Source organism: Enterobacter cloacae complex sp. I2 (assembly GCF_014896205.1).
Classification (GTDB): Bacteria; Pseudomonadota; Gammaproteobacteria; order Enterobacterales; family Enterobacteriaceae; genus Enterobacter; species Enterobacter quasihormaechei.
Map to the genome: position 1 here is coordinate 1 of NZ_JADBRA010000017.1, position 25,081 is coordinate 25,081.

The window sequence follows — 25,081 nt, forward strand, 5'->3', positions numbered from 1 at the left end:
CTTTTTTCGGATCTGCGGACAAAATGAGAGGGATTATTGCCCGATAGGCATAAAACGTGACGGATTGTTGTGATTTGTGGATTATTGCTATTCAGGAAGGAAAACAATGTGAATATTGCCTTTAGTGGATAAATCAGCCTGGCGGCGGATCAGCGACGAAGCGACACTTATCAACTTCACGCTGAGTGTCCGTCATGACCTCGGACATCGTTGCTGCCCCTGAAGTCCGCTTTGTGCCAGAAGCGGACATTGGTATAAATGGCAATTGATGAACGTCAACCCGTTTACTCTGTCCTACAGGATCTCAACTACTTCAAACTCTTCTGTGATCAACTCCATATCTTCAGAAAAATGACCTTCGCGGCTGAAAAATCTCTGATGCTCTTTCTGCCAGTATTCAAGGCTTAAATCCCCTTCACCTTCTTTGCGAGCGAACGCCTCAGTCACATCACAAAAACGCACAAGCCGCAATGAAACCAGTCTGATCACGCAGACCGGAACATTCTGGCCATCAAGAATGATGTTATAACTCCCAATCCTCAGGGCAGAATCCTCCTGCTGGAAAGAGGCAAAAGATCCGCAAGAGGCCGTTTTGATCCCTTTTTTGATCAGGTCCGCAAGCTCGCTGGCGAGTTCCGGGCTGTCACCCATTTGCCAGGCATCTGCGCCTGGATACTTCATTTTTATTACCTCAACCTCAACCTCAACCATTGAAATCCCTTCTTTATCGTCGGTGAAAAAAAAAGTTATACATTTTTTAGCATGAGCTGTCCCGACATTATCTGTGATGCCTTTATTTAGATAGTGTGGTCCGCTTATCGCTCATAAGGGACAACCATACTCAAATCTCCTACATTGCAGGAGATTTGAGTATGAACACGTCACCGTGGAACAAAGACCGTATCATAGGCCAAAAAAAACCACTTCAGATATCTCATATCTGGGGTATCCGAATCCGGCTTGAACTGGAAGGTAAAACGCGCGATTTAGCTCTGTTCAATATGGCCCTGGACAGTAAGCTTCGAGGCTGTGATCTCGTCAAACTCAAAGTATCTGATGTTGCATATGGTAGCTCTGTTTCAAGCAGAGCTACGGTGTTGCAGCAGAAAACCGGTAGCCCTGTGCAATTTGAGATAACCAAAGGAACAAGAGAAGCTGTTGTTGCATTGATTAAGCTTGGCAATTTGCATAGTAAAGACTTCTTGTTTCGGTCTCGGGTCGGAACTAACCAGCACATTTCAACCCGGCAATACAACCGAATCTTTCATGGGTGGGTAGAAAAGCTTGGTCTCGAAGATTCTCTTTACAGCACACATTCAATGAGAAGAACAAAACCTTACCTGATCTACAAAAAAACCAAGAATCTCCGGGTGATCCAACTTCTGTTGGGTCATAAGAAACTGGAAAGCACAGTCCGTTATCTGGGCATTGAAGTCGATGATGCGTTAGAGATCTCCGAATCGATTGAAGTCTAAGGTTGTCAGGGCTGCAACAGCAGCCCTGTGCCAATAACGGACGTAGTTAAGCTCATGCAGAATGGATTCAGGAAGAACATACGTTATATTTTGTCCTGATTGACTCGGGATGAAAGCTCCTGATGGTTCTCTTTTGCTCGCTGTAACGATCTGCAAGATAACCGGTTTGTCCCTTTAGCAGTACTGTGGTTTTAAACAGCTCCTCGGCTACATCGACGGAACTAAATGTTTCTCGACTATTCTCTAAGGCAACTTGCGGCCTATACCAATAAGAGCCGTGTTATACCCGGCTCTTTTTAGCTGATTTCAAAATCTTTTAATTCCCCACCTTCAGCAATCAGATTTGAGATCTGCTTCGGCATTCGCCCCTGACCTGACCATGTTTTTGACTCTCCAGTTTCGTCAGTATATCGATACTTCGCGGGGCGGGGGGAGCACGTCCTTTTAGCCTTACCCGGAGAGCCAATAGCAGCCATAAGTTCGGAGGGGTCGATACCTTCATCAAGCATCATCTGACGAAGTGTTTCCAGTTTATCGCGGCGCTGACTTTCATTTGTTAGACGTAATGTCTCTTCTTCTCGTCGTTCTATAAGAATAATCTTAAACTTTTCCAGAACATCTTCCAGTACATCTAATGACATTTCACGAGTCTGAGAACGTAAGGTACGGATATTGTTTAACTGTGTAAGAGCATCTGACATAAAGAGACCTTTTAAAGTTTTTTCGTTGTTCAGCAAATACCAATGTCGACGGTTGCTCATCAACCCGATTTTTCTTACTGAGCATTTTAATCCTATTGGTACATATTGTTATTAATGAGGTTTAGACTACTTATATAAATCTCTTATCGCAAGACAAAATTAAGAAGAATGTGCAAGAACTAAATTCCAACTCCTACGAAATGTCCCTGCATTTTTGAAGGTACTAAAAACTATGATGCCAGGAGCCATCCGGAGAGCCTTTTTATACCCTCATAACTATTGCTTCAGTCATACCTGGTGAGCTTAAATCAGGTGAGACATTTAGTGAATTAGCGCGGCCACTTAGTAAGATTTTTCACAAATGGCAAGATGGCACGCAGGTAAGAGACACCTGCATTTTGTCAGAGGGTAGCGAATTACTCTCTCTTTATTGAGGTGTTTCTAAAAAAGTGTAATGTAAAAAAATGCCTGCTGTTAGCAGGCCATAAATTTTTTTAACTCATTTTTTGTTCGATTCTGATAAATAGGGTAAGCATGCAATTAAACGTGGAGCAGAGAGCATGACAAAATGCTATAAATATTTCCTGACCGCATCAAGTATCTCCTGTGACGTCAACTCCCTGTCAGAAGCTACGTAAACAATATCATGATCGCCAGTTAAGGAAGGAAAGCCTGCAGACATAATCCGAAGAGACCTTTCTTCACCGTTTGGATATTCCAGCCTGATAGAGGATATACCTTCCAGAACGGCCATGACTTTACAGGATTCAGCATTAAAGAAAACAAGGACTTTAATCATATTCTATTACCCTGTACATCACGTGGATGTTAACTGGCAGATGTGATTAAGGTAGAAGCAAAGATGTGATGCTTTCGGAGGCAGCCTCGCCTCTTACGCACTTTATTATTTAATAAGCAGTTAGCTTCTGCTTTCAGACTTTCATGCAGCAGTCCTGCACTTCATCACATCGGTCAGCACGCTAATAATTGCGAAAAAGCATGCTGGCCTGATATTAAGAATAAACGACCTTCATCTGATTTAAGTTATGGATCTGTCTACTCAGGAACAATCCTTCATCGTTATTGCAGATCCACAATAATTTATTTATCGCAAAGTATTACTTTTGCTGCAGCAGGACCTTTGTCACCGCTGTGAATAGCGAATTCAACTTTCTGCCCTTCAAATAAAGTTTTAAAGTTGTCGCCATTAAGCGCAGAAAAATGGACAACGATATCTTTGCTGCCATCAAGAGGAGAGATGAAGCCAAAACCTTTGTCTTCGTTAAACCATTTTACCAGGCCTGTAATTCTAGAGGTCATACTGACTCCAGTTATGCATCATTGTATTGATAGTAAACGTATGGACTCAAAAAGAGGGGATATCAACGATAGCGCCTGGTAATGAGAACTGCCCGGAAAATTTCTTACTTTCATTAGTATATCGAACTGATGGAATTCATTAAGGCACAGGGAATCGATATAAGCAAATTATATTTTAGCCGTCCAGCGGTCCTGTAGGGAAAATAAAAGTGGCTGAATGCCATTTTCAATGTATAGTCTTTACGTGTTTTCAATAAGGAATTGACTTGTCCCATAAAATGACTGGAATTGTCAAAAGCTTTGACATTCTTAGTGGTAAAGGCCTCATCATCCCATCTGATGGACGAAAAGACGTTCTGCTTCACATTTCAGCCGTTAACTCCCGCGAATCAGAATTACTCATCCCTGGAAGGCGCATAGAATTTTGCCGGATAAACGGTCTCCGGGGGCCTGTGGCTGCGAACATTTATCTTTCCTGATTTTCAGTGTGTCAAAATAGATAGATTAAAACTTAACCACATGTGGTACGGTGAAGCTCATTCATTGAAAGGTTAATGGTTATGTCTGTTATCAATTACGCAATGAAATTCTTCAGCAGTGCGTCTACTGCCACAGCTGCCTGTCCTGTTTGTGGCTTAAAATCAGTACAACCGTTGTCAAAAATCCGGCTCAACCAGACCATGCTTTGCCCCGGATGTAAGGCTCTGTTTATCTCCCGACGCTAGCTCGACCAAAACCGCAGAACAGAGCTCATGTCCTATACTTATGTTAGATTCCGGCAGCTGTTAAATCCCTGATGCCTGACGCCCATCCTGAGAGAACGTTTCTGAACTGATTTCGCAACTGCTCCTGCGCGCTAACGTCGCATCAGAGCAATGCTATGAAAATGATCCCCAGAGCGTGGTTTAACCGCTCCCGTATACTGATGAATGCTGCCGAAAACATAACGTTTTCGGCGAACGATCCTGCCGGTGAAAGCTCGCCGCGGTCAGAACTCTTTTCGACCGTCCAGATGGAACGCTACGGCCAGAAGCTGGCGCGGACTCATAAAGTATCACCGGATAAGCATCCTTATTATCTTCTGAAACGGCTTGGCGACAATGAGGCCGTCATTACCCAAAACTGCTATGAGCTTAACGCGGGTAAAAAGACCAGTATCATGCCCGCCGGTGAATGGCTGCTGGACAATTATTATCTGATTGAGGAACAAATCCGCACTGTCCGCCAGCATCTGCCGAAAAGCTTTGGCAAAGGTCTTCCGTCGCTGGTATCGCCGCTGAATTGCCCACGAATTTATCATATTGCATCAGAGGCTATTGCTCACGGCGATGGCCGCTGGGATGCCGCCAGCCTGACCAGCTATCTCACTGCCTATCAACAGGTGACGCCGCTGACGCTGGGTGAAGTCTGGGCGTTACCGGGAATGCTGCGCCTGGCGCTGATTGAAAATCTTCGTCGTATCAGTATGGAAGTGATAAAAGCGCAGCAAGACAGAAACCTTGCCGATACGTGGATAACAAGGATTGTCGAATGCGCAGAGAGTGCGCCTGGTGATTTAATCATGGTGGTTGCCGATATGGCGCGCTCCCGGCCTCCGTTAACCAGTGCGTTTGTCGCAGAGGTGGTGCGGCGCCTGCAGGGGCATGGCAACGCGCTGTCGTTACCTCTGACCTGGGTTGATCAGTGCCTTCGGGAACAGGGGATCACCACTGACGTTCTCATACATAGTTTCAATCAGCAGCTTGCCGCCAGCCAGCTGTCTGTAAGTAACAGCATTGCGGGCCTGCGATTATTGAGTGAAACGGACTGGGCTGATTTCGCCGAAACGATAAGCGTTGTCGAACAGACATTACGCAATGATCCTGCCGGCATCTATCCCCGGATGCACTTCAATACCCGGGATCATTACCGGCACGTAGTTGAGGTTCTGGCCAGAGACAGCGGTCTCAGCGAGCCTGAGGTTGCAGAGAAAGTGCTGGCGTTTTCAGAGGAAAAAGCGCCCGATACACCGGAACATCATCTTGGTTATTATCTTGCGGGCGAAGGTCGACAGGCGCTGGATATTCATCTCCTGGCAGATGCCTCAAGGCTCCTACGCTTGCGGCACAGTTTCAACAGAATAACCCTGCTGTCATGGATTGGAAGCCTGACGCTGCTGACAACCGCAGCGACCGCAGCAATATTGCACGAAACCGCCATGCAGGGCACAGACTGGCTGTTGATCGCGGTGATATTGCCTCTGATTATCGCTTTGACTCAGTTAATGAGCGATTTACTCAGTGATGCAACCACCCGTTTTCGCGTTCCTCGACCCTTGCCGGGGATGGATTTTTCAGCCGGGATTCCCGCTGACAGTGCCACCATGTTAGTCATTCCCTGCATGTTGACCAGCCACGAAAGTTTCAGCCAGCTCCTCACCAGTCTTGAAGTCTGCTGGTTAGGGAATGAAAACGAAAATCTCAGGTTCGCGCTGCTCACTGATTTTGCTGATTCTGAAAATGAACCCTCGCCGGAAAGTCACGCGCTGCTCAGACAGGCTATCGCCGATACGCAGGCGCTTAATCGCCGCTACCCCTCCGGCCGACCACGTTTTTATCTGTTACATCGCCAGCCTGAATGGAACCCCTCGGAAGGAGCGTGGATGGGCTATGAACGCAAGCGGGGAAAACTGGCGTTACTGAACAGCTGGTTGCGCCATCCCGGAACGCAATTCGTCAGCGTTGCAGAGATGCCTGCCCACCTTTTACCGGGTCACATAAAATACGTCATTACCCTGGACAGCGATACGGTACTCCCGCGCGATACGGCACACAAACTCGTCGCGACGATGGCGCATCCGCTGAATACGCCTGAGTATGATCCGGTACGCCAGAGGGTTGTCAAAGGATTCGGTATTTTACAGCCCGGTCTTGCGGAGGAGATACCACGCAACGGTCAGGGGCGTTACGCAGCCCTGCGCAGCAGCGTACCGGGCAATAACCCTTATTCGATGATGTCTTCGGATATCTATCAGGATCTCTTTGGGGAAGGCTCGTTTGTGGGCAAAGGGATTTACGATGTTGATATTTTTATGCAGGCCACTACCAACATCTGCCCAGAAAATCTGGTACTCAGCCACGATCTGCTTGAAGGATGCTATGCACGTTCGGGTCTGCTGAGCGAGGTATTACTGTACGAACAGTATCCTAATAATTATCTGTCGGATGTTGCACGACGTTCACGCTGGATCCGGGGTGACTGGCAACTGCTTAACTGGCTGAAACCACGCGTCAGAAAAGCCGATGGAACCCGGGTCAGGAATCCGCTGACCGCGCTTTCTTACTGGAAATTACTCGATAATCTACGTCGCAGTCTGGTCGCCCCCTCTTTACTGGTATTGCTGTTCTTCACTCTGCTTTGGGTACCCAATCCGGTTTACTGGCTGGGCATACTGTTGCTGATATGGCTGTTGCCAGCCATCCTCTGCATCAGCCATGACCTTCTGCATAAACCTCTGCGTCGCCGCGTGAAGCCGCATCTGTTACTGGTGGGGGCGGGCGCGCTAAAGCGTCTGTCAGGTATCAGCCTTAATTTTGCGATACTGCCGCACGAAGCCGGATATTCGCTGAAAGCGATCGCCGTGACGCTATGGCGACTGGGGATAAGCAGGCGTCACCTCAGCCAGTGGGTCAGCCACAGCCAGGACAGCAGTCAGGCCAGATCCACTGTTGCACGTTTTTATCAGGCGATGTGGCTGAACGTTGCCGGTGGCGTGACGCTGACAATACTGACCGGACAATTTGCCCCCCAACTGCTGGGGATTGCGTTACCGATCGGTTTGGTATGGTGTGTGGCCCCGCTGCTGCTGAGTTGGCTGAGTCGCCAGCCCGTGCGTAAGGTTTTTTCGCCAACTCAGGAACAAAAACAGCTGTTACGCCAGACAAGTCGTGAAATCTGGGCATTTTTTGAAACCTTTGCCACAGAAAAAGAGAACTGGCTTCCACCTGATAATTATCAGGAAATACCACAACCGACGGTGGCACACCGAACTTCTCCTACCAACATTGGTCTTTCCCTTATGGCTAACCTGACGGCATGGGACTTTGGCTACCTGCCCGGCGGAGAGGTGCTCCGGCGCGTGTCGCTCACGCTCGACACGCTGGATAAAATGGAGCACTACCGGGGCCATCTCTACAACTGGTATGACACCCGTACGCTGGTCCCCCTCAGTCCACGCTATATCTCCAGCGTCGACAGCGGCAACATGGCCGGGCATTTGTTGACCCTGCGTGCAGGCCTGTCCGCCATGCGTCATCAGCCTGTTTTAAGCAGCCAACAGATACTGGCAGGACTGAACGATACGCTGGATATTCTGGAAAAACAGTGGGGTGAGAACCCACCTGACAGCCTGAGACTGCTGCGCAAGCATTGCCTGAACGCGGTGTCGCTCTCTCCGCAGGTGTTTTTCAGCGAACTGAAAAGCATGCGCACCCAGTGCAACCATCTGACCAGCGCATGTCATCAGGGATCTCCTCTTCAGATGCGCTGGGCTGGACATCTGGAGCATCAACTGGTTCAGCTTTGCCATGAGTGGTCTCTGTTGCTTGGCTGGTTACCTGCATCCTGGAATGAACAGACGCTGCCGACGCTGAGCGAGCTTGCCCGTCCGACATTAACCGGTACAGGAACGCCTCCGGCGTCAGTGGCAGAGCAGGCCCGAATGCGACTCAATATTATCATCGAGCTGGAACAGCGGCTGGATGAGCATGCCCGGATGGATTTCGCCTTTCTGTACAGTGAAGCAACCAGTCTGCTCAGCGTCGGTTATAACTGTGACACCAATATGCCTGACAAGAGCCACTACGATCTCCTGCCGTCTGAAATCCGCCTGACCAGTTTTCTTGCAATTGCGACTAATCAGCTACCTCTTAAAAGCTGGTACGCGCTGGGTCGATTGTTTACCACGATTGATAATGAAACTGCCCTAATGTCATGGAGCGGATCCATGTTTGAATATCTGATGCCGAATCTGGTTATGCCCACCTGGCCCGGCAGCCTGCTCGATGAGATGAGTCAGTCGGCAGTTATGCGCCAGATCCACTGGGGGAAAGAACGCGGGGTACCATGGGGTGTTTCAGAGTCTGGCTATCATGCTTTTGATGTTCAGCATAATTATCAGTATCAGGCCTTTGGCGTGCCGGGTCTCGGTCTGCGCAGGGGGCTTGCTGATGACATGGTTGTCGCCCCGTATGCCACGTTGCTGGCGCTGATGGTCTCTCCACAGAAAGCCTGTGAGAACCTGTTCAGGCTGCAAAAAAATGGCGCGCACGGCGAATATGGTTTTTACGAAGCGCTGGACTATACCCCCTCACGTCTTGCAACCGGTCAGCTCTATGCGGTGGTACAGTCCTGGATGGCGCATCACCAAGGTATGGCATTTCAGGCGCTGGCTCATGTGCTGCTTGACGCCCCCATGACTGAACGCTTTATGTCCAGTACGGTATTCCGATCAGCGAGTCTGCTGTTACAGGAGCGCGTGCCGGATGCGGTCGATCTGTACAGTCCGCGCCGTCATTTTGAATCTCATGAGGGCAGGGTCAAACCCGTCCGCTATGAACCCCGTATTTTCTATAGCGTGGATACTCCCGCCCCGGATATTCAACTGCTGTCCAACGGCCATTATCATCTGATGTTGACTGCGGGGGGCGGTGGTTACAGTCGCTGGAAGGATATTGCACTAACGCGCTGGCGCAGTGATACCACCCGTGATAACTGGGGAGCATTCTGCTACATCCGCGATACCCAGACGGGAGATGTGTGGAGCAATACCTGGCAACCGACAGGCTACACCAGCGGACAAGACGAGGAAGTGTTGTTCACCGATGCGGGGGCAGAATTCAGATGCAGCTTCGGGGGACTCAGCATCAAAACTCAGGTGGTGATCTCTCCGGAGGATGATGTTGAATTGCGACGGCTCACACTGATTCATCGTGGTCGCAAGCCTCGCTCTCTGGAGCTGACAACCTATGCTGAAGTGGTACTGGCACCTGATGCCAGCGATCTGGCACACCCGGCATTCAGCAATTTGTTTATTCAGACTGAGCTGGCTCCTGAGCGTGACGCTATTCTTTGCCACCGGCGCCCGCGCTCACCGGATGAACCGGGCCCTTGCCTGTTTCACATGATGGTGGTGCATGGCGATAACCGACATAACGTGTCGTTTGAAACGGACAGGGCAAGGTTTATTGGACGTGGCAGAAACCCTGAGATTGCCCAGGCAATAGAGACGGGAGGGATGCTAAGCAACACGTCGGGCTCGGTGCTGGATCCGATACTGGCAATTCGCAACGCCATCATTCTGCAGCCGGGGCAGCCGGTTACGATTGATATCATTTATGGCATCAGCGAGACCCGTCAGCAGAGCCTGGCGTTGCTGGAGAAATATCGCGATTACCCTATCGCCGATCGCGTCTTTGAACTGGCCTGGTCTCACAGTCTGGTGGTATTGCGCCAGATGAACGCCAGTGAAGATGATGCCACGTTGTTCAATTGTCTCGCCAGCGCTGTGCTTTACCCTGTCCAGGAGCTGCGCGCCGAAGGACAGGCGATCGGCCGCAACCGGCGTGGCCAGTCCGGACTGTGGGGCTGGGCAATTTCAGGGGATCTGCCGATAGTGCTGCTGAGTATAACCAGCGAGGAAAGTATCACCTCAGTGACCACACTGATTCAGGCACACCGTTACTGGAGACAGAAAGGGTTGAATGTTGATTTGGTTATCCTGAATAACAGCCCCGGCGGCTACCAGCAGGGATTACAAAATCAGATTATGGAGTTAATTTATGCCGGGTCTGAAGCCAGTCTGCTGGATAAAAAGGGCGGGCTTTTTGTCCGCAACGGTGAGCATCTCTCCGCTGAGGATAAGTTGCTTTTGATGAGCGTGGCCTGTCTTTATCTTGATGACCGCGCAGGGGGTATTATTGAGCAGCTTAACCAGCGTATTCATACCCTGAAATCGCCGGCAAGGGCATTCATTCCGCGTGCTGTGCGCGAGCGTAATCAACATACGGACTGGAGCCCTGATACCAGTCAGTTATGCCATTTCAATGGGTACGGTGGATTTTCTCAGGATGGGCGGGAGTATCAGATCGTCCTTCGGGAAAATGCGCTTACACCGGCTCCCTGGTCGAACATACTGGCAAATTCCCGTTTTGGCAGCGTGATCTCAGAGGCAGGGCAGGCCTATACCTGGTATGAGAATGCCCATGAATACCGGTTGACGCCGTGGGAGAACGATCCGGTGAGCGATCGCAGCGGCGAGGCATTTTACCTGCGCGATGAAGAGAGCGGGGAGTGCTGGTCGCCGACGGCTTTACCTGTTCGCGGACACGGTGATTACCTGACCCGCCATGGTTTTGGCTACAGCGTTTTTGCCCATCGTGAGAGTGGTATAGACAGCGAGTTGACGGTCCTGGTTGCTGAAGAAGATCCGGTTAAACTGGTGCTCCTGACGCTCAGTAACTCTTCGGGACGGACACGTCAACTTTCCGTCACAGGCTATGTAGAGTGGACGCTCGGAGAAACACGAACGCGCTCAGCCCCTCACATTGTGACACATGTGGCCAGAACGCCCGGCGGCTGCGGGGTGCTTGCGAATAACTTTTATGGTGATAATGGTGGCGGCCGAACTGCATTTTTTGCCGTCAGCGGTAATGACTGTTCTCTGACAGGGGACCGCCGGGAGTTTATTGGCCGTAATGGTTCCCTTCACGCCCCTTCGGCCATGAAACTGCAAAAGCTTTCTGGTAAGACGGGGGCCGGTCTGGATCCCTGCGGAGCGGTGCAATCGGCGGTTACATTAATTGACGGGGACCAGAGGACGTTTATTTTTATCCTCGGCGCAGAGGAGAATGATGTTTGTGCTCAGGAGACGCTGGCCCGCTACATGAACGAGGATACGGTCCGCCAGGAGCTGAACCGGATTCATAATCACTGGCACAATGTGCTCGATAAAATCGTAGTTAACACCCCCGACACGTCCGTAAATTTACTGGTTAATGGCTGGCTGTTGTATCAGACGATCGCCTGCCGTCTTATGGCCCGGAGTGGCTACTATCAGTCTGGCGGTGCATTTGGTTTTCGCGATCAGCTGCAGGATACGCTGGCTCTGAGCCACGCTGCTCCGAACCGGATGCGTGAACAGATAATACTCTGTGCATCACGGCAGTTTATCGAGGGAGATGTGCAGCACTGGTGGCACCCGCCACACGGCAACGGTGTGCGTACCCGCTGTTCCGATGACTATCTTTGGCTGCCGCTTGCTGTTTGCCACTATGTTGAAACGACGGGGGATATGGATGCACTGGAAATACGCATTCCTTATCTGGAGGGACGCTCGCTTCAGCCTGGTGAAGAGTCTGTCTATGACACGCCGGTCATCAGCGGCACCGAAGAGACACTCTGGTTACACTGCGTCAAAGCTATTCACTATGGACTTCGCTTCGGGGAGCATGGCCTGCCGCTGATGGGGGCTGGTGACTGGAATGACGGGATGAACCGGGTGGGTATCGAGGGCAAAGGTGAAAGCGTCTGGCTGGGCTTCTTCCTGTACGACATTTTGCAGCGGTTTGCAGCGCTGGCGGAGCGCAGGCTGGATGAAAGCGTCGCCGCGATGTGCCGTTCACAGGCTCTGCGCCTGCAAAGTAATCTCGAAGCCCACGCCTGGGATGGGGAATGGTACCGGCGCGGGTATTTTGACGATGGTACTCCCCTGGGATCGAAAACCTCACAGGACTGCCGGATTGATGCGATTGCGCAGAGCTGGTCTGTATTGTCCGGCGCCGCGAGCCCGGGACGGTGCGCAAAGGCCATGCAGGCGCTGGATAAGCACCTTGTGGATAACGAAGGAGGGCTGATCAAACTGTTAACGCCTCCTTTCGACGGACACGGTCCAAATCCGGGCTACATACAGGGGTACCTGCCCGGCGTGCGGGAAAACGGAGGGCAGTATACGCATGGCGCCATCTGGGCAGTGATGGCCTTTGCCCGAATGGGGAATGCCGAACGCGCCTGGCAACTCTGGTCAATGCTCAGCCCTATAAATCATACCCTGAATGCGGACTCTGTCGGGATTTATAAAGCTGAGCCTTATGTCATGAGTGCTGATGTCTACAGCGTCGCTCCCCATACCGGACGTGCAGGGTGGAGCTGGTATACCGGTTCCGCAGGCTGGGCCTGGCGTTTACTTACCGAGGAATTACTGGGGATAAAACGTTCCGGCACTGACTTTAGTGTTCATGCCAGGTTACCGGATGAGTGGTCGTCTTTTTCTATGGCATATCAATATGGTGAAAGCCATTATCAGATTAGTGTTTCACGCGGCGATGCAGAATATTGCGTGACGCTGGATGGTGTTCTCCTCCCTGATGACAGAATACCGCTGAAGGATGATGGACAAAACCACACGGTTGAGATCATTCAGAACTGACACTGATCCCGGAGGTGCGTTAACGTCTGCCGTTAATGCGCTGATTATCCCTGAGAACATTAATCGCAGTCTGCATGGCGATTTTGTCATCCCGCCTTTTTTGTTTGTCCTGCATGACCTGAAGGTATTCCAGCAAGGTGCGGGTATTAATCGGTCGGCCCTGTTTACCCACAGCCAGCACGGCTTCGCCAAGAATAATTTTCACAGGCGGTAGTTGTGCCGGATACCAGTCAAGGGTGTCTTCTGATTTCATCTTAAATTTCTCACGGAAGGGTAGTGTATCATAAATAAGACGTTCAATTTTCAATATCTGATATCCTGATTCAGACACAACTTAACATAACTTATGCCAGTTATTTTTATATTAAAGCGTATAATAATTACTGTATTCCTCAGAGAATTATTTATGTCTTATACAAATGGGCTCAGGTATTTTAAAGAAAGACCGGTTCATGTTGCCTGCCCTGTATGCGCACACAGAGCCGATCAGAAAGCAGGTAAACTAAGAAAAGATGCGGTTCTTGAGTGCCCTCCCTGCGGACTGTTGTTCAGACCTTCAGAATGCTGGTGTATCGGCGGCTGATCAGCTTCTGCCACTTAACGTCAGTGATGTCGGAAAATGACAACGTTCCTCCTGTACTGCTGTTGTCGAGGGTATGATAATGAAATCTAAAAAATCTGTTTTTATTGAAGGGTATATCATGTCGAACAGCTGTCACGGACAGGCTGGCCAACCTTTCTGTATTCACCGGGTCAGGTTTAGTAATGGTAAATATGCGATTATTCGGGTGGCATCCGGGATATGTTTCAAACCAGGCGAAATTATTCAACGAAACGATTGTGAGTGGTTTTATAAACTTACCAAAATTCGGCTTCTTTCTTTTGAGTACCTTGATGATGATGAATCGAGAAGACAACTCCTTGAGTATCAATGATAAAACCATGGATTTATAACAGAATAAATTTGCTGGCTTACAATTCATTCCTGGCTCTTTAAATCCTTTACCAGGCATTGCAAACTTATTTTTTCTGAATTTAGATGAATTTAAATTGTCTAAAACAAAATGTATCGCTAAAGACGAATTGCCTCATTGTTTTCCTTTTGCGTTATAACCTTCATTAGCATTAAGGAAATTTATGGCACAGACTTTTACTCATAATTTACTTCATCCTCGCCACTGGCTTACCTGGTCTGGTTTGGGTCTGCTGTGGCTTCTCGTTCAACTTCCTTACCCCATTTTACATATTCTGGGTTCTGGCCTTGGAAAAATATCCAGACCCTTTCTGAAACGCCGGGAAGGAATTGCGATTAGAAATATCGAACTGTGCTTTCCCGAGATGACGCCGTTTGCCCGGAGCCAGATGGTCAATAAAAACTTTGTTTCTCTCGGGCTGGGACTGATGGAAACAGGAATAGCCTGGTTCTGGAGCGATGCGAGAGTCAAAAAATGGTTTGATGTCGAAGGGCTTGAAAATCTGACCGGTGCGACAAGGGGAGTAATGGTTGTCGGGATTCATTTTATGTCCCTTGAGTTGTGTGGAAGAGTAATGGGGTTATGCCATCCTATGATGGCAACGTATCGCCCACACAATGATCCATTAATGGAATGGGTACAGACAAAAGGGCGTATGCGTTCAAATAAAGCTATGATTAATCGACGTAATTTATCTGGTTTTGTTCATGCGCTAAAAGCTGGTGAAGCCGTTTGGTTTGCACCAGACCAAGATTATGGGTCTAAGGGAAGCGTTTTTGCACCTTTTTTCTCGGTAAAAAAAGCAGCCACGACGAACGGAACGTATGCTCTGTCAAAACTCGCTGGTGCACCCTTGATCACACTTAGCATGATTCGACGTAGCGATAAAAAAGGTTATCACATGTATATCAGCAATCCGTTGTCAGGCTATCCAGGGGAAGACAAGGTCGCCGCAGCGGCTTATATGAACAAGATCATCGAGCGTGAAATTCTCCGTGCCCCTGAGCAATACCTGTGGATGCATCGCAGGTTCAAAACGCGTCCTGAAGGCGAAGTCTCTTTATACAAATGAACCACTCTGCTTGTCATGAGCCAGAATCTATCTTTCTTGCCACTGCGTATTTGTAAAAAATTCGATAAGGAATTTCCGATCGGATTCATGTTAACGATGGCTTAACTGACAACCAAGGTTAATCAATTGAACCGGTTCGGATTTGAAGGTCCGTTTTTCGCTCACAGCGGACTTCCAACCCAGGAAACTCCTCGGCTTCGTGCCAAAAGCAGACGTTGATAACATTGTGTTATGTTAATTTATACTGAGCAAGTCGCTATGTTAATACCAGACTTTGATAGCAACGCATTCGCCCGCTTTGGTGAGATAAATACAGAATGTCTTGACACAAAAAGTCATGCCAGTTGTGCAGTACTGCACAACTGGCATATCCATCGGCTTGCATTTATTCCAGCTTAGGCATGATTCTCAAGTGACTAATCTTTCATTCCAAAGGCTTTTCTCAATCCCTTACTAACCATACTGGCAGGTGCAAAACGACGTAGTCTGGCAAGCAGCGTGGCTTCACCACCCGGTGTGTGTCGCATTTTCCATGGCCCTAATGCTGCATTAACAATTACTCCTGCAACGCTTTCGGGTAAAGAAGCAGTACTGACTTGTTTCAGTATGGTCCCCAGGGTCTGGCCTCGCGCATTCTCATAAAAGGCGATCTTTTCTGCTGTTTCAGCGGAGTTCATATCAAGTTTTGTTCTTGTAAAAGAAGGTTCAACCAGCGTAGCGCGAACGCCGATTCCACGTAGCTCGTGATCCAGGGTTTCAGACATCCCTTCCAGAGCATGTTTTGAGGCAGCGTAAATGCCCATAAAGGGCGCAGGCAGAAAGCCCAGCACGGAGCTGACATTCACGATACGCCCGCTTTTCTGATTTCGCATGTGTGGCAGTACGGCCCTTGTCGTACGTAATGCTCCGAAAAAATTGGTATCAAACAGCCGGGTAGCCTCCTCCACTGATGTTTCCTCCACTGCACCAATCAGGGACACACCCGCGCTGTTAACCAGAACGTCAATACGTCCGGCTTTGACTATCACTCTTTCAATTGCCTGTTGCACCGAATGTTCATCGCGTATATCAATTTCTGTCAGCGCAACACCATTCAACGGGGAAGCGCTATTGATATCCCTGACGGTACCATATACCTGACAACCTCTGGCTTTAAAAGCCAGGGCTGCCGCCCTGCCAATACCTGACGAAACGCCGGTAATCAGAACGACTTTATGTTCAGACATTTTTTAATCCTTCAGAAATGGATGGATTTTCCGCTGACGAGGTTGAAGTCGGGCTCTTTATCCGGAACCAGATGGCATACATGGCTGGCAGGAATACCAGCGTAATGATGGTCCCCCCCAGTGTCCCGCCTATCAGTGTGTAGGCAAGGGTTCCCCAGAACACCGAATGTGTTAAAGGGATAAAGGCCAGAATGGCCGCCATCGCCGTAAGCAGTACAGGCCGGGAGCGCTGTACCGTTGCCTCAATGACCGCATGGAAGGGTTCAAGCCCTTCCTGCTCGTTATGATGGATCTGGCCGATGAGGATCAGCGTGTTACGCATCAAAATCCCTGACAGGGCAATCAGACCAACCAGCGCATTGATGCCAAAGGGCTGGTTGAAGAGCAGCAAGGTTGGCACCACGCCTACCAGTCCCAGAGGTGCGGTCATAAACACCATTACCATCGCTGCCATTGAACGCACCTGAAGGATAATGATCAGCAGTGTCATGGCAATCATGACAGGGAATAACGGTACCATCGCCAGGGTGGCTTTTCCTGACTCCTCAATAGAGCCAGCCTCCTCAATACGGTATCCATCCGGAAGCGTTGTGATGATGGGCTGCAGCAGCTTCATAATCGCAGTGGAGACATCCGGCGGCTGCAGGGATTCGGCGATATCGCCCCGCACGGTAATGGTTGGCATACGGTCACGACGTCGCAGGACCGGGTCTTCCATGCGCACTTCGACTTCACCAACCTGCGATAGCGGAATACGCTGCCCTGCGGAGCCGACCAGAGTGAAACCCGCTATTTTCGCCGGATCAAGCCTGATATCACCGGCAACGCGTCCCATGACCTGCACCGAACGGATATCTTCACGCACCTGGGTGACAGGAACGCCCGAAAGCAGGAACTGAAGCTGCTGAGCCACTGCGTTTGATGTCAGCCCCACTGCCTGCAGGCGATCCTGATTCAGGGTGAAATGCAGTGTCGGCACGCGTGAGCCCCAGTCCGTGTTGACCGTTCTCATTAACGGGCTAGCCTGCATCAGCGTTTTCACCTTATCTGCAATGTCCCGTAATACAGTCGGATCAGGCCCTGTCACACGGAAGGCAACCGGATAGGGTGAATAGGGGCCAAACACCAGCTGGGTCACGCGAACCCGCGCCTCAGGAGCCAGTCCATCAGCCGCAGCCTGGCGAAGACGGAACTTGAGCACCTCACGGGATTCCTGACTGTCCGCCAGGATAACAATTTTCGCAAAAGAGGGGTCGGGCAGTTCCGGCGCCATGGCGAGATAAAATCGGGGTGACCCTTGCCCGATATAAGAGGTCACAATTTTTGCCTCTTTTTGGCGCTTCAGCCAGTCCTCAATTTTCGTCACGGCGGCGCTGGTTTGTTCAATGGAAGTGCCATACGGCATCTGCACTTCCACGAGGACCTCAGGCCGGTCAGACGTCGGGAAAAACTGTTTTTTCACCAGTGCCATGCCGAGAAGGGCGACGGTAAAAACCGCGATAACAGAACCTGCGACCAGCCATTTTCGCGCGATTACCCGCGTCAGCAACTGACGAAAACGGTTGTAGCGGCGGGTGTTGTAGATAGCATCATGTCCCCCTTCAACTGTTTTGATGTCTGGCAGCATTTTCACCCCGAGATACGGTGTAAACACCACCGCCACCACCCAAGAGGCGATTAAGGCAATTCCCACAATCCAGAACATATTGCTGGTGTATTCACCCGCTGTGGATTGAGCAAAACCGTTGGGCATAAAGCCGACGGCCGTAACCAGCGTACCAGCCAGCATTGGTGCAGCGGTGTGACTCCAGGCATAGGCCGAGGCTTTGATCCGGTCGTATCCCTCCTCCATTTTCACCACCATCATTTCGATGGCAATGATGGCATCATCCACCAGTAGCCCCAGCGCCAGGATGAGCGATCCCAGGGTTATTCGGTCAAAATTCTTGCCCGTGGCTTCCATCACCACAAAAACGGCAGCCAATGTTAAAGGTACCGCAGCGGCAACCACAACACCGACGCGCCAGCCCATACTGAGAAAGCAGACCACCATCACGACCAGCAGCGCCACAAAAAACTTGATCATGAACTCGTCTACGGCGGAACTGATGTTAACTGACTGATCGGTGACTTTCGCGAATGTCATGCCTAGTGGCATGCCCGCATTGATACTGGCGGCTTCCTTATCCAGCGCTTTACCCAGCTCCAGACCGTTCCAGCCCTCACGCATCACGATACCCAGCAGAAGTGCAGGTTCTCCCTGGTTACGCACCATAAAGGTCGCCGGATCTTCGTAGCCGCGCTCGACCGTTGCCACATCGGAAAGCTTCAGCGTCCTTCCCTGCACCACAACCGGCGTTTCACGAATGTTCTCCAGCTTGTCAAACGCCCCATCCAGACGGATAAAAACCTGTGGTCCACGAGTGTCTATCGAGCCGGCAGGTGTCAGCATGTTCTGGTTGTTCAGGGCAGCAAAGATATCCTGCGCAGAAACCCCCAGGGTTGCCAGACGGTCATGGGAAAATGAGACAAAAATCCGCTCGGCCTGCTCACCGATAATATTGACCTTTTTCACCCCGGGAACATGCAATAAGCGCTGGCGTAATGACTCAGCATCGCGCACCAGTAGCCGCTGTGGCTCTCCTTTTGCCTTCAGCGCAAATAGCGCAAACGTGACATCCGAGAACTCATCGTTGACCATCGGTCCTGATACTCCTGCCGGCAGGTTTTTGGCCTCATCGCTGAGTTTTTTGCGTGCCTGATAGAATTCTTCCTGGACCTCTGAGGGGGGAGTACTGTCCAGCAATGAGAGCATAGTAAAAGCCAGACCGGGACGCGTGTAGGTCTCTGTACGGTCATACCACTTGAGCTCCTGAAGACGTTTCTCCAGCGGTTCGGCTACCTGATCCTGCATTTCCTGAGCCGTCGCGCCTGGCCAGGCAGAAATGATGGTCATCTGCTTGACCGTAAAAGGCGGATCTTCTGCGCGCCCCAGTCCAAGGAACGAGAGAATACCGGCAACCGTAATCAGCAGAATGAGAAACAGTGTGATGGAACGCTCGCGCACCGCGAGCGCGGAAAGATTGAAGCGCCCGCGGCTCATGGACGACTCCCGGCGACACTGACATCGCTCTGCTTCGCCAGCCGGACAGTCTCACCGTCATGGAGCAGATGAGCCCCCAGCGCCACGACCTGTTCGCCGGGCTTAAGGCTGCCGGTCACGCTTGCCGCATCATCCCCGAGGCTGACGACCTGCACGGGCAGCCATGTCACTCTGGCGGGATTGCCTGAAATGCGCCAGACCCCCGGGCCTTTACCCGCGTCAAACACGGCAGCTAAAGGCACCTGCAGCAACGGCTGGGATGATCTGCTCTGCGCAATATGGATGGTGACAGTGGATCCCAGAGGGGCGCCAGACATGGGACCGTTGAGCACGTACCTTGCCTCAAACGTGCGCGTTAGCGGGTCGGCTGCATCAGAGAGTAACCGCAGTGTCGCGGAAACAGATTGTGTATCGCTGCCGTACAGTGAGGCCTGTGCCGCACTTCCAACTACCGGGCGCAGCGTCTCAGGCAACTGGACGACCGCTTCGCGCTGTCCAGCCCTCGCAAGCCGGATAACCGGTTGTCCGGCACTGACCACCTGACCTGGTTCGGCCAGCGTTTCCATGACCACGCCGTCAGCATCGGCCACCAGGACCGCGTAGCTCATGGCGTTTTGCGCCACATTCGCCTGCGCCTGGGCGGCACTGAGGTCAGCCCTGGCCGTGTCTGCGGCAGCCTTAATCTGATCGTAAGCGGATGCCGATACAGCGCCTGCGGTGACCAGACCGCGATAACGCGATTCGTCATCCGCTGTCTGGCGGGCACGCGCTTTTGCTGCGGCGACAGCCTGCTGTTGAGCCTGAGCCTGCAGGCTCAGATCAACCGGGTCCAGACGCATTAACGGCTGGCCACGTTTTACGGCCTGGCCGGTATCAACGAGACGTTCCAGGATTTTGCCCTGAACCCTGAAACCAAGGTCGCTCTGAATTCGTGCAACAACCACCCCCGTAAAAGCGCGGGAAAAGTCGGTTGCATTGATCGCTGCGGCAGACCTGACCAGAGGTGGCAGACTGCGTGGATCGCTGTTATCGGAAGCATCACCGCAGGCCACAAGGGCAAACGGCAACAGGCAGACAGCAAAGGTGACAGGTTTAAGCCCGAGCATGGGTTCCCTTAATTAATTAAACAGGACAGGAACCCATATTTATACCTGTGACTAAATTTGTCAATAGTCACAATGTCAGGGTGACAAACTTCTCAGAATCAGTGATGGCAGCAACACCGCCGCTGCCTGGGCGGTTTCCAGATTATATTGCAGCAGAACCGGGCTAATATAGGGACGCATGACCATAAAAATCGCATCCGCCGTCTCGTCCAGTGGCGTTTTTCTTTCGAACTCACCAGCCTGTCGCCCTTCAACAATGATCTGCTCAATAAGCTGCCGCAGGAGCTGCTCATGAGCTTGTGCTGAGGGCCATTTATCACGCACAGCAACGGCCGCGATGTCGTGCAACTTACGGTCATGAAAAAATAAATCGCAGCCGGATTCTGACAATGCCCTGAATAACCGCCTTATTTTCTCTGAGGCTGTGGGCGCATCCACAATCGCTGCGTTGACAATGTCCCTTATGATTGCCAGCCGGTTAGCACAGATCACTTCTCCGATAGCCTGTTTGGAATCGAAAAACTTATAGATATAAGCCTTTGAAAAACCAATTGCTTTGGCGAGGTCTGAGACAGTTGTTTTTTCGTAGCCAAAGTGACCGAAATGCTCAGTGGCTGCGTCAACGACCTGATCGCGGACATTATGATCGGAAGGTCCCCTGGAAGGAGTTTCATTCATTTGTTTAGTCATTTTTCCATATTAGCTCAATGAAGCCTGATTGACAACGAGTGACCATTTGGTAATGTAGTCACAATTCACATTCGACTCAAGGGTTCTTCATGTTTTCCCTAAATACACTTGCACTCATTGTAGGTGCCCTCACTCTGGCAGGCTGTACCGTTGGACCAGATTACCATCTCCCTGCGGCTCCGCTTGGGGAGCGTTATCAGGCTCAATCAGCCTTACAGCAACGCAGCACTTCCCTGCCTGCCAGTTTATCTGTCTGGTGGGAGGGTTTCAGAGACCCCCTGTTGAGCAGGCTCATTTCAGATGCACTTGAGCAAAATCTCGACCTTGCACAGTCTTCCGCCAGAATGACTCAGGCCCGGGCCGGGCTGGGAGCCGCAACAGCGGCACTGTTACCGTCCGGGAGTGTCAGTGGGCAAGCGGCGCGCGCCTATCAGTCGGTTGAAACACCATTGGGTCAGGTGGTCAATTCAACGCCGTATTATAATCGCTACGGCAATTCCTATGAAACCGATCTCAATGCAGGCTGGGAGATAGACCTGTTCGGTGGCCTGCGGCGCAGCCGACAGGCGGCCCAGGCCGATTATCAGGCTTCTGAGGCCGGTATCGCGGCGACACGTCTTGCTGTCGCCGCGCAGACTGCGGATATCTATATCACCCTGCGTGGATTACAGACCCGTCTGGATATTGCGAATAAACAGGTCATCACAGAACAGCAACTTCTGGAAAAAATTCAGCGTTTATACACCAAAGGGCTGGCTCCTCAATATCAGGTCCGCCAGGCTGAAGGCGCGCTGGCACAGGTGCAGTCAACAGTACCTGATCTGAAAAACGGGCTTGATGCCGCCATGAATGCGCTGGACGTTATGCTCGGTACCCCGCCAGGGAGCCACAGGGCTCAACTCTCTTTGCCGGGTGCTATTCCGCAGACACCCGAAATCACCGTAATGGGTACGCCTGCAGATCTGCTTCGCCGTAGGCCCGATATTATTGTCGCCGAGCGTCATCTGGCCGCATCAAGCGCACGTATCGGTGTGGCTGTCAGCGAGTATTATCCAAAGTTTTCCCTTAACGCGCTGCTTGGCAGCGCAACGGCAGTGTCAGGCGATAATCTTTTCACTGCCGGTGCCAGCCAGTCGTCGGGTGTGCTGGGATTACGCTGGCGGCTTTTTGACTTTGGTCGTATTAACGCCCAGATAGAACAGGCTAAAGGCCAGGAAGCAGAAGCGCTTGCCGCTTATCGTCTGTCAGTGTTACGCGCAACCGAAGATGTTGAGAATGCCTTCTCGGCACTGGTCAATCGCCAGACACAGGCAGCCACACTGACCCGCGGTGAAACCGCCCTGTCCAGTGCCCGACAGTCTTCTTTTATCGCTTTTCAGCAAGGAACAGCCAGCCTGATTGACGTGCTGCACAACGATGAAACGCTTCTCCAGGCTTCCGATGCCAGAGCGCAGGCGCAGACAGAATCGGCCCGTGCAGCAGTGGCGACATTCAGGGCGCTGGGCGGTGGGTGGCAAACGTCATTACCTGACGAAATAGCAAATAAACCCGGTTAAAGGAGTCCGCTGGTTTTATCAGTACGAGCAAAAAATTGTTTATTCAAATGAGCGTAACGGAAAAACGGTGGCTATATGATGACGCGAATTGGCATTCTTGGAATAAATGATCTGACTGAAATCTTTCTGTCTGAATTATTCCGCCTTGACCCTCACGCTTATGTTTTTCTTTCATCCGGAGATCATGAGCGCGCAAACCTGCTGGCAAGGAAGTTTCCCTGCTGGATTCAGGATGATGTTCAGGCGGTAATTAACGAAGCAGATACCATTATCATTACGACAGGAACATTTTCCTCTAAAAACCCGCAGGAAAAACTCGAGTACCGAAAATCACAATTAGTCTTTTTTTTGGAAGCATGGCCATCAATAAGCAGTCAGGTAATTTCACCCCAGACGGATAAAAAAATAAACTTTACAACCAGACACGTGGCGCTGGCTAACATTTCACCATTCATTCATTTAACAGAAGTGCAGATTGATGATTATCTTTTTATTCTTAAGGTCCTGTTAGTGGCAATGAAACCCGTGCATACGCTTGATGTCAATTTCAGATCGTCATCTGAATGAACCTTATCTTGACAGCAATCTTTGCAGGCGCCAGCTAAGACGCCTGGGCGTTACGTTGCGACCAGGATGGAACCGGGAATATGTGGCAGGATCAAATCCGCGATAGCGTACCCAGGATGCCACCGTGCGCAGCGATGAACATAGTGACGGCTGACCGACAATAAGATTCGATTTCGTTGTCATCCTCTGCTCTGGTCTCATCAAAGCGCGCGATCATCAGAAGGTCGGAGCCTTTGAAAAGCGCGGCAAACAAGCGAGCGGACTGAAGAGGATCTGGAACGTTCAGAAGCTGCTTAGCGTGCAACTGACGCAGGAGGACCTCGATTTGGGCGATGACATGAGCGGGTCCGGCTTCGTAATGGAGTTTGCTTAGCGACTTTTGATTCGTCTTATCAGCCATGACCATGGCTTCGACACTACTGACGTCTGATCTCAACAGCGTGCGAAGCAGTAATGATCCCACCGCCATCAGTTGATCTTCAACCGAACCATCGACGCCTTCAAGAAGTGCCTGTGGTGCAAACAACTGATGGCAGCCAGCCACGATGGCCGCACTGAACAGCGCCTCCTTGTTATCGAAGTGCCGATAGATGCTGAGTTTGGATATCTTTGCTCGCTGGGCGATTTTGTCCAGTGTCGTCGCCTGAAATCCTAATTCCACAAAGAGTTCGGACGCGGCGTCGATGATTATCTGGCCAAGCGCTTCGTTGACGGGCCGGCCTCGCCGGGTCTGGCTGTTTTTATTAGTCACTAAATATAGTCCTTGACAGTATCATAATTGCATGATTAAGATACCACGCAGTTTCATAAATATGCAAGCTGCGCCAGACACAGCCCATCTACCTCCATCCAAAACCCGGAGCCAATCACCATGAATGACGTCATTATCATCGGCGGCAGCTTTGCAGGCCTCGCCGCCGCCCTGCAGCTTGGCCGTGCCCGTCGCACGGTCACCGTTCTCGATACCGGCCTTCAGCGCAACCGCTTCGCTAGCCGCTCGCACGGTGTACTCGGCCACGATGACAAGCCACCGTCCGACATCCTGGCTGCGGCGCGGCAGCAACTCGCACGCTACCCTGCTATCAGGATGGTTAATGCCCGCGCGGACAGCATCTCCGGTACCATCGACAATTTCTCCATCCTCACTGGCGATGGTGAAACCCTGAGTGCGCGCCGCCTGATCCTCAGCTATGGCGTTGTTGACCAGATGCCTGATATTCCTGGCTTTGCTGAAGGCTGGGGGACAACCGTCATCCCATGCCCCTATTGCGACGGCTTCGAAGTTGCTGACCAGCACTGGGGCCTCGTCTGGTCTGGCCCGCAGTCGATGAATCAGGTCAGGCTCTTCCATGACTGGACCGACAGGTTAACGGTCTTCAGCAATGGTCACGACATCCCCCCCGACATACGGGCCGATCTGGCGGCCCGCCAGGTACCTCTCGTTGATGGCCGGATCACCGAAATCGCACGCCACGGGAGCCATAGAGCCACCATCAGGCTCGATACCGGCCCCGATGTCGCAGTCGATATCCTGTTCGCGCATCCGCGTACCAGTCCGTCCGCAAGCCTTCATGATGCACTGGGCCTCGCCACGATCAATACGCCAACCGGCATCGCCCTCAGGACCGACGAGCGCCGCGAAACCAGCATGCCCGGTATCTACGCCGCCGGTGACCTTGCCAACCCCGGAATACCCTCGGTCACCACGGCAACATGGCAGGGCGTGATGGCAGGTATTTTCGCTCAGCAGTCGATGCTCGTCTGAGTGCAGGCAGCATCGATCAACCCGGTTCAATTTCACATTAGACAGGAGCGCCACCATGGCTGC

At 51.3% G+C, this 25,081-nt stretch carries 20 protein-coding genes and 1 pseudogene; 9 read left to right on the forward strand and 12 right to left on the reverse strand.

Annotated features, from left to right (window positions below; all coding sequences use genetic code 11):
• Positions 1 to 294: 294 nt before the first annotated feature.
• Positions 295 to 711, reverse strand: a complete 417-nt coding sequence (locus IM300_RS15375; protein WP_193037174.1) for an ASCH domain-containing protein — start codon at positions 709 to 711, stop codon at positions 295 to 297.
• A gap of 161 nt (positions 712 to 872) precedes the next feature.
• On the opposite strand from IM300_RS15375, the gene IM300_RS15380 reads away from it, so the two are divergent.
• On the forward strand, positions 873 to 1,475 hold the full coding sequence (locus IM300_RS15380; protein ID WP_006818634.1) for a site-specific integrase: 603 nt from the start codon (positions 873 to 875) through the stop codon (positions 1,473 to 1,475).
• A gap of 83 nt (positions 1,476 to 1,558) precedes the next feature.
• On the opposite strand, the pseudogene IM300_RS15385 reads toward IM300_RS15380, so the two are convergent.
• From IM300_RS15385 to IM300_RS15400, 4 genes and pseudogenes are all read right to left on the reverse strand, one after another.
• A pseudogene (locus IM300_RS15385) lies at positions 1,559 to 1,719 on the reverse strand (arsenical resistance protein ArsH); the annotation flags it as partial.
• 52 nt (positions 1,720 to 1,771) lie between these two features.
• A complete protein-coding gene (locus IM300_RS15390) occupies positions 1,772 to 2,176 on the reverse strand; it encodes an H-NS family nucleoid-associated regulatory protein (RefSeq protein ID WP_193037338.1) in 405 nt (134 codons plus the stop codon).
• 571 nt (positions 2,177 to 2,747) lie between these two features.
• Complete coding sequence (locus tag IM300_RS15395; RefSeq protein WP_006818627.1) at positions 2,748 to 2,975, reverse strand: hypothetical protein; 228 nt, start codon at positions 2,973 to 2,975, stop codon at positions 2,748 to 2,750.
• Between the two features lie 302 nt (positions 2,976 to 3,277).
• Positions 3,278 to 3,496: a cold shock domain-containing protein gene (locus IM300_RS15400; protein WP_193037176.1), complete on the reverse strand. Its 219-nt coding sequence runs from the start codon at positions 3,494 to 3,496 to the stop codon at positions 3,278 to 3,280.
• A gap of 266 nt (positions 3,497 to 3,762) precedes the next feature.
• Here IM300_RS15400 and cspF point away from each other — a divergent pair, with 266 nt between their 5' ends.
• The 3 genes from cspF to IM300_RS15410 all read left to right on the forward strand — a co-directional run bounded on the left by cspF (position 3,763) and on the right by IM300_RS15410 (position 12,959).
• Entirely contained in the window at positions 3,763 to 3,975 is a 213-nt protein-coding gene (gene cspF, locus IM300_RS15405) for a cold shock-like protein CspF (protein WP_071601025.1), read from the forward strand.
• 81 nt (positions 3,976 to 4,056) lie between these two features.
• On the forward strand, positions 4,057 to 4,221 hold the full coding sequence (locus IM300_RS22670) for a YnfU family zinc-binding protein (RefSeq protein ID WP_213076230.1): 165 nt from the start codon (positions 4,057 to 4,059) through the stop codon (positions 4,219 to 4,221).
• Positions 4,222 to 4,376: 155 nt separating this feature from the next.
• Positions 4,377 to 12,959 carry a GH36-type glycosyl hydrolase domain-containing protein gene (locus IM300_RS15410; RefSeq protein WP_193037178.1) on the forward strand — a complete coding sequence of 2,861 codons (8,583 nt, stop codon included), beginning with the start codon at positions 4,377 to 4,379 and terminating at the stop codon, positions 12,957 to 12,959.
• A gap of 19 nt (positions 12,960 to 12,978) precedes the next feature.
• On the opposite strand, the gene IM300_RS15415 is transcribed toward IM300_RS15410, so the two are convergent.
• The gene (locus IM300_RS15415; RefSeq protein WP_032682062.1) at positions 12,979 to 13,212 is read right to left on the reverse strand and encodes a hypothetical protein; all 234 of its coding nucleotides are present in this window, start codon (positions 13,210 to 13,212) and stop codon (positions 12,979 to 12,981) included.
• 153 nt (positions 13,213 to 13,365) lie between these two features.
• On the opposite strand from IM300_RS15415, the gene IM300_RS22825 reads away from it, so the two are divergent.
• Positions 13,366 to 13,542 carry a YnfU family zinc-binding protein gene (locus IM300_RS22825; protein ID WP_226842315.1) on the forward strand — a complete coding sequence of 59 codons (177 nt, stop codon included), beginning with the start codon at positions 13,366 to 13,368 and terminating at the stop codon, positions 13,540 to 13,542.
• Here IM300_RS22825 and IM300_RS15420 read toward each other — a convergent pair.
• The gene (locus IM300_RS15420; protein ID WP_193037356.1) at positions 13,508 to 13,972 is read right to left on the reverse strand and encodes a hypothetical protein; all 465 of its coding nucleotides are present in this window, start codon (positions 13,970 to 13,972) and stop codon (positions 13,508 to 13,510) included. The genes IM300_RS22825 and IM300_RS15420 overlap by 35 nt on opposite strands.
• Positions 13,973 to 14,096: 124 nt before the next feature.
• Between IM300_RS15420 and lpxP the strand changes: the two genes are divergently transcribed.
• Positions 14,097 to 15,005 carry a kdo(2)-lipid IV(A) palmitoleoyltransferase gene (gene lpxP / locus IM300_RS15425; protein ID WP_160862981.1) on the forward strand — a complete coding sequence of 303 codons (909 nt, stop codon included), beginning with the start codon at positions 14,097 to 14,099 and terminating at the stop codon, positions 15,003 to 15,005.
• Between the two features lie 416 nt (positions 15,006 to 15,421).
• On the opposite strand, the gene IM300_RS15430 is transcribed toward lpxP, so the two are convergent.
• The 4 genes from IM300_RS15430 to IM300_RS15445 all read right to left on the reverse strand — a co-directional run bounded on the left by IM300_RS15430 (position 15,422) and on the right by IM300_RS15445 (position 21,130).
• The gene (locus tag IM300_RS15430) at positions 15,422 to 16,231 is read right to left on the reverse strand and encodes an oxidoreductase (protein ID WP_059305025.1); all 810 of its coding nucleotides are present in this window, start codon (positions 16,229 to 16,231) and stop codon (positions 15,422 to 15,424) included.
• Positions 16,224 to 19,334, reverse strand: coding sequence for an efflux RND transporter permease subunit (locus tag IM300_RS15435; protein ID WP_193037180.1), 3,111 nt, complete (start codon positions 19,332 to 19,334; stop codon positions 16,224 to 16,226). The genes IM300_RS15430 and IM300_RS15435 overlap by 8 nt, the downstream gene beginning before the upstream one ends.
• The gene (locus IM300_RS15440) at positions 19,331 to 20,440 is read right to left on the reverse strand and encodes an efflux RND transporter periplasmic adaptor subunit (RefSeq protein ID WP_059305027.1); all 1,110 of its coding nucleotides are present in this window, start codon (positions 20,438 to 20,440) and stop codon (positions 19,331 to 19,333) included. The genes IM300_RS15435 and IM300_RS15440 overlap by 4 nt, the downstream gene beginning before the upstream one ends.
• Before the next feature lie 75 nt (positions 20,441 to 20,515).
• Positions 20,516 to 21,130 (reverse strand): TetR/AcrR family transcriptional regulator, encoded by a 615-nt coding sequence (locus tag IM300_RS15445; RefSeq protein WP_193037182.1) that lies wholly within the window; start codon positions 21,128 to 21,130, stop codon positions 20,516 to 20,518.
• Positions 21,131 to 21,219: 89 nt separating this feature from the next.
• Here IM300_RS15445 and IM300_RS15450 point away from each other — a divergent pair, with 89 nt between their 5' ends.
• Both IM300_RS15450 and IM300_RS15455 read left to right on the forward strand, forming a co-directional pair.
• Positions 21,220 to 22,686, forward strand: a complete 1,467-nt coding sequence (locus tag IM300_RS15450; protein WP_193037184.1) for an efflux transporter outer membrane subunit — start codon at positions 21,220 to 21,222, stop codon at positions 22,684 to 22,686.
• A 75-nt stretch (positions 22,687 to 22,761) separates the two neighbouring features.
• Positions 22,762 to 23,253, forward strand: coding sequence for a hypothetical protein (locus IM300_RS15455; RefSeq protein ID WP_059305030.1), 492 nt, complete (start codon positions 22,762 to 22,764; stop codon positions 23,251 to 23,253).
• Positions 23,254 to 23,344: 91 nt separating this feature from the next.
• Here the strand turns inward: IM300_RS15455 and IM300_RS22830 are convergent, their stop codons facing one another.
• Positions 23,345 to 24,004 (reverse strand): TetR/AcrR family transcriptional regulator, encoded by a 660-nt coding sequence (locus IM300_RS22830; protein WP_193037186.1) that lies wholly within the window; start codon positions 24,002 to 24,004, stop codon positions 23,345 to 23,347.
• Between the two features lie 120 nt (positions 24,005 to 24,124).
• Between IM300_RS22830 and IM300_RS15465 the strand changes: the two genes are divergently transcribed.
• Entirely contained in the window at positions 24,125 to 25,018 is an 894-nt protein-coding gene (locus IM300_RS15465; RefSeq protein WP_059305032.1) for an NAD(P)/FAD-dependent oxidoreductase, read from the forward strand.
• Positions 25,019 to 25,081: the final 63 nt, after the last annotated feature.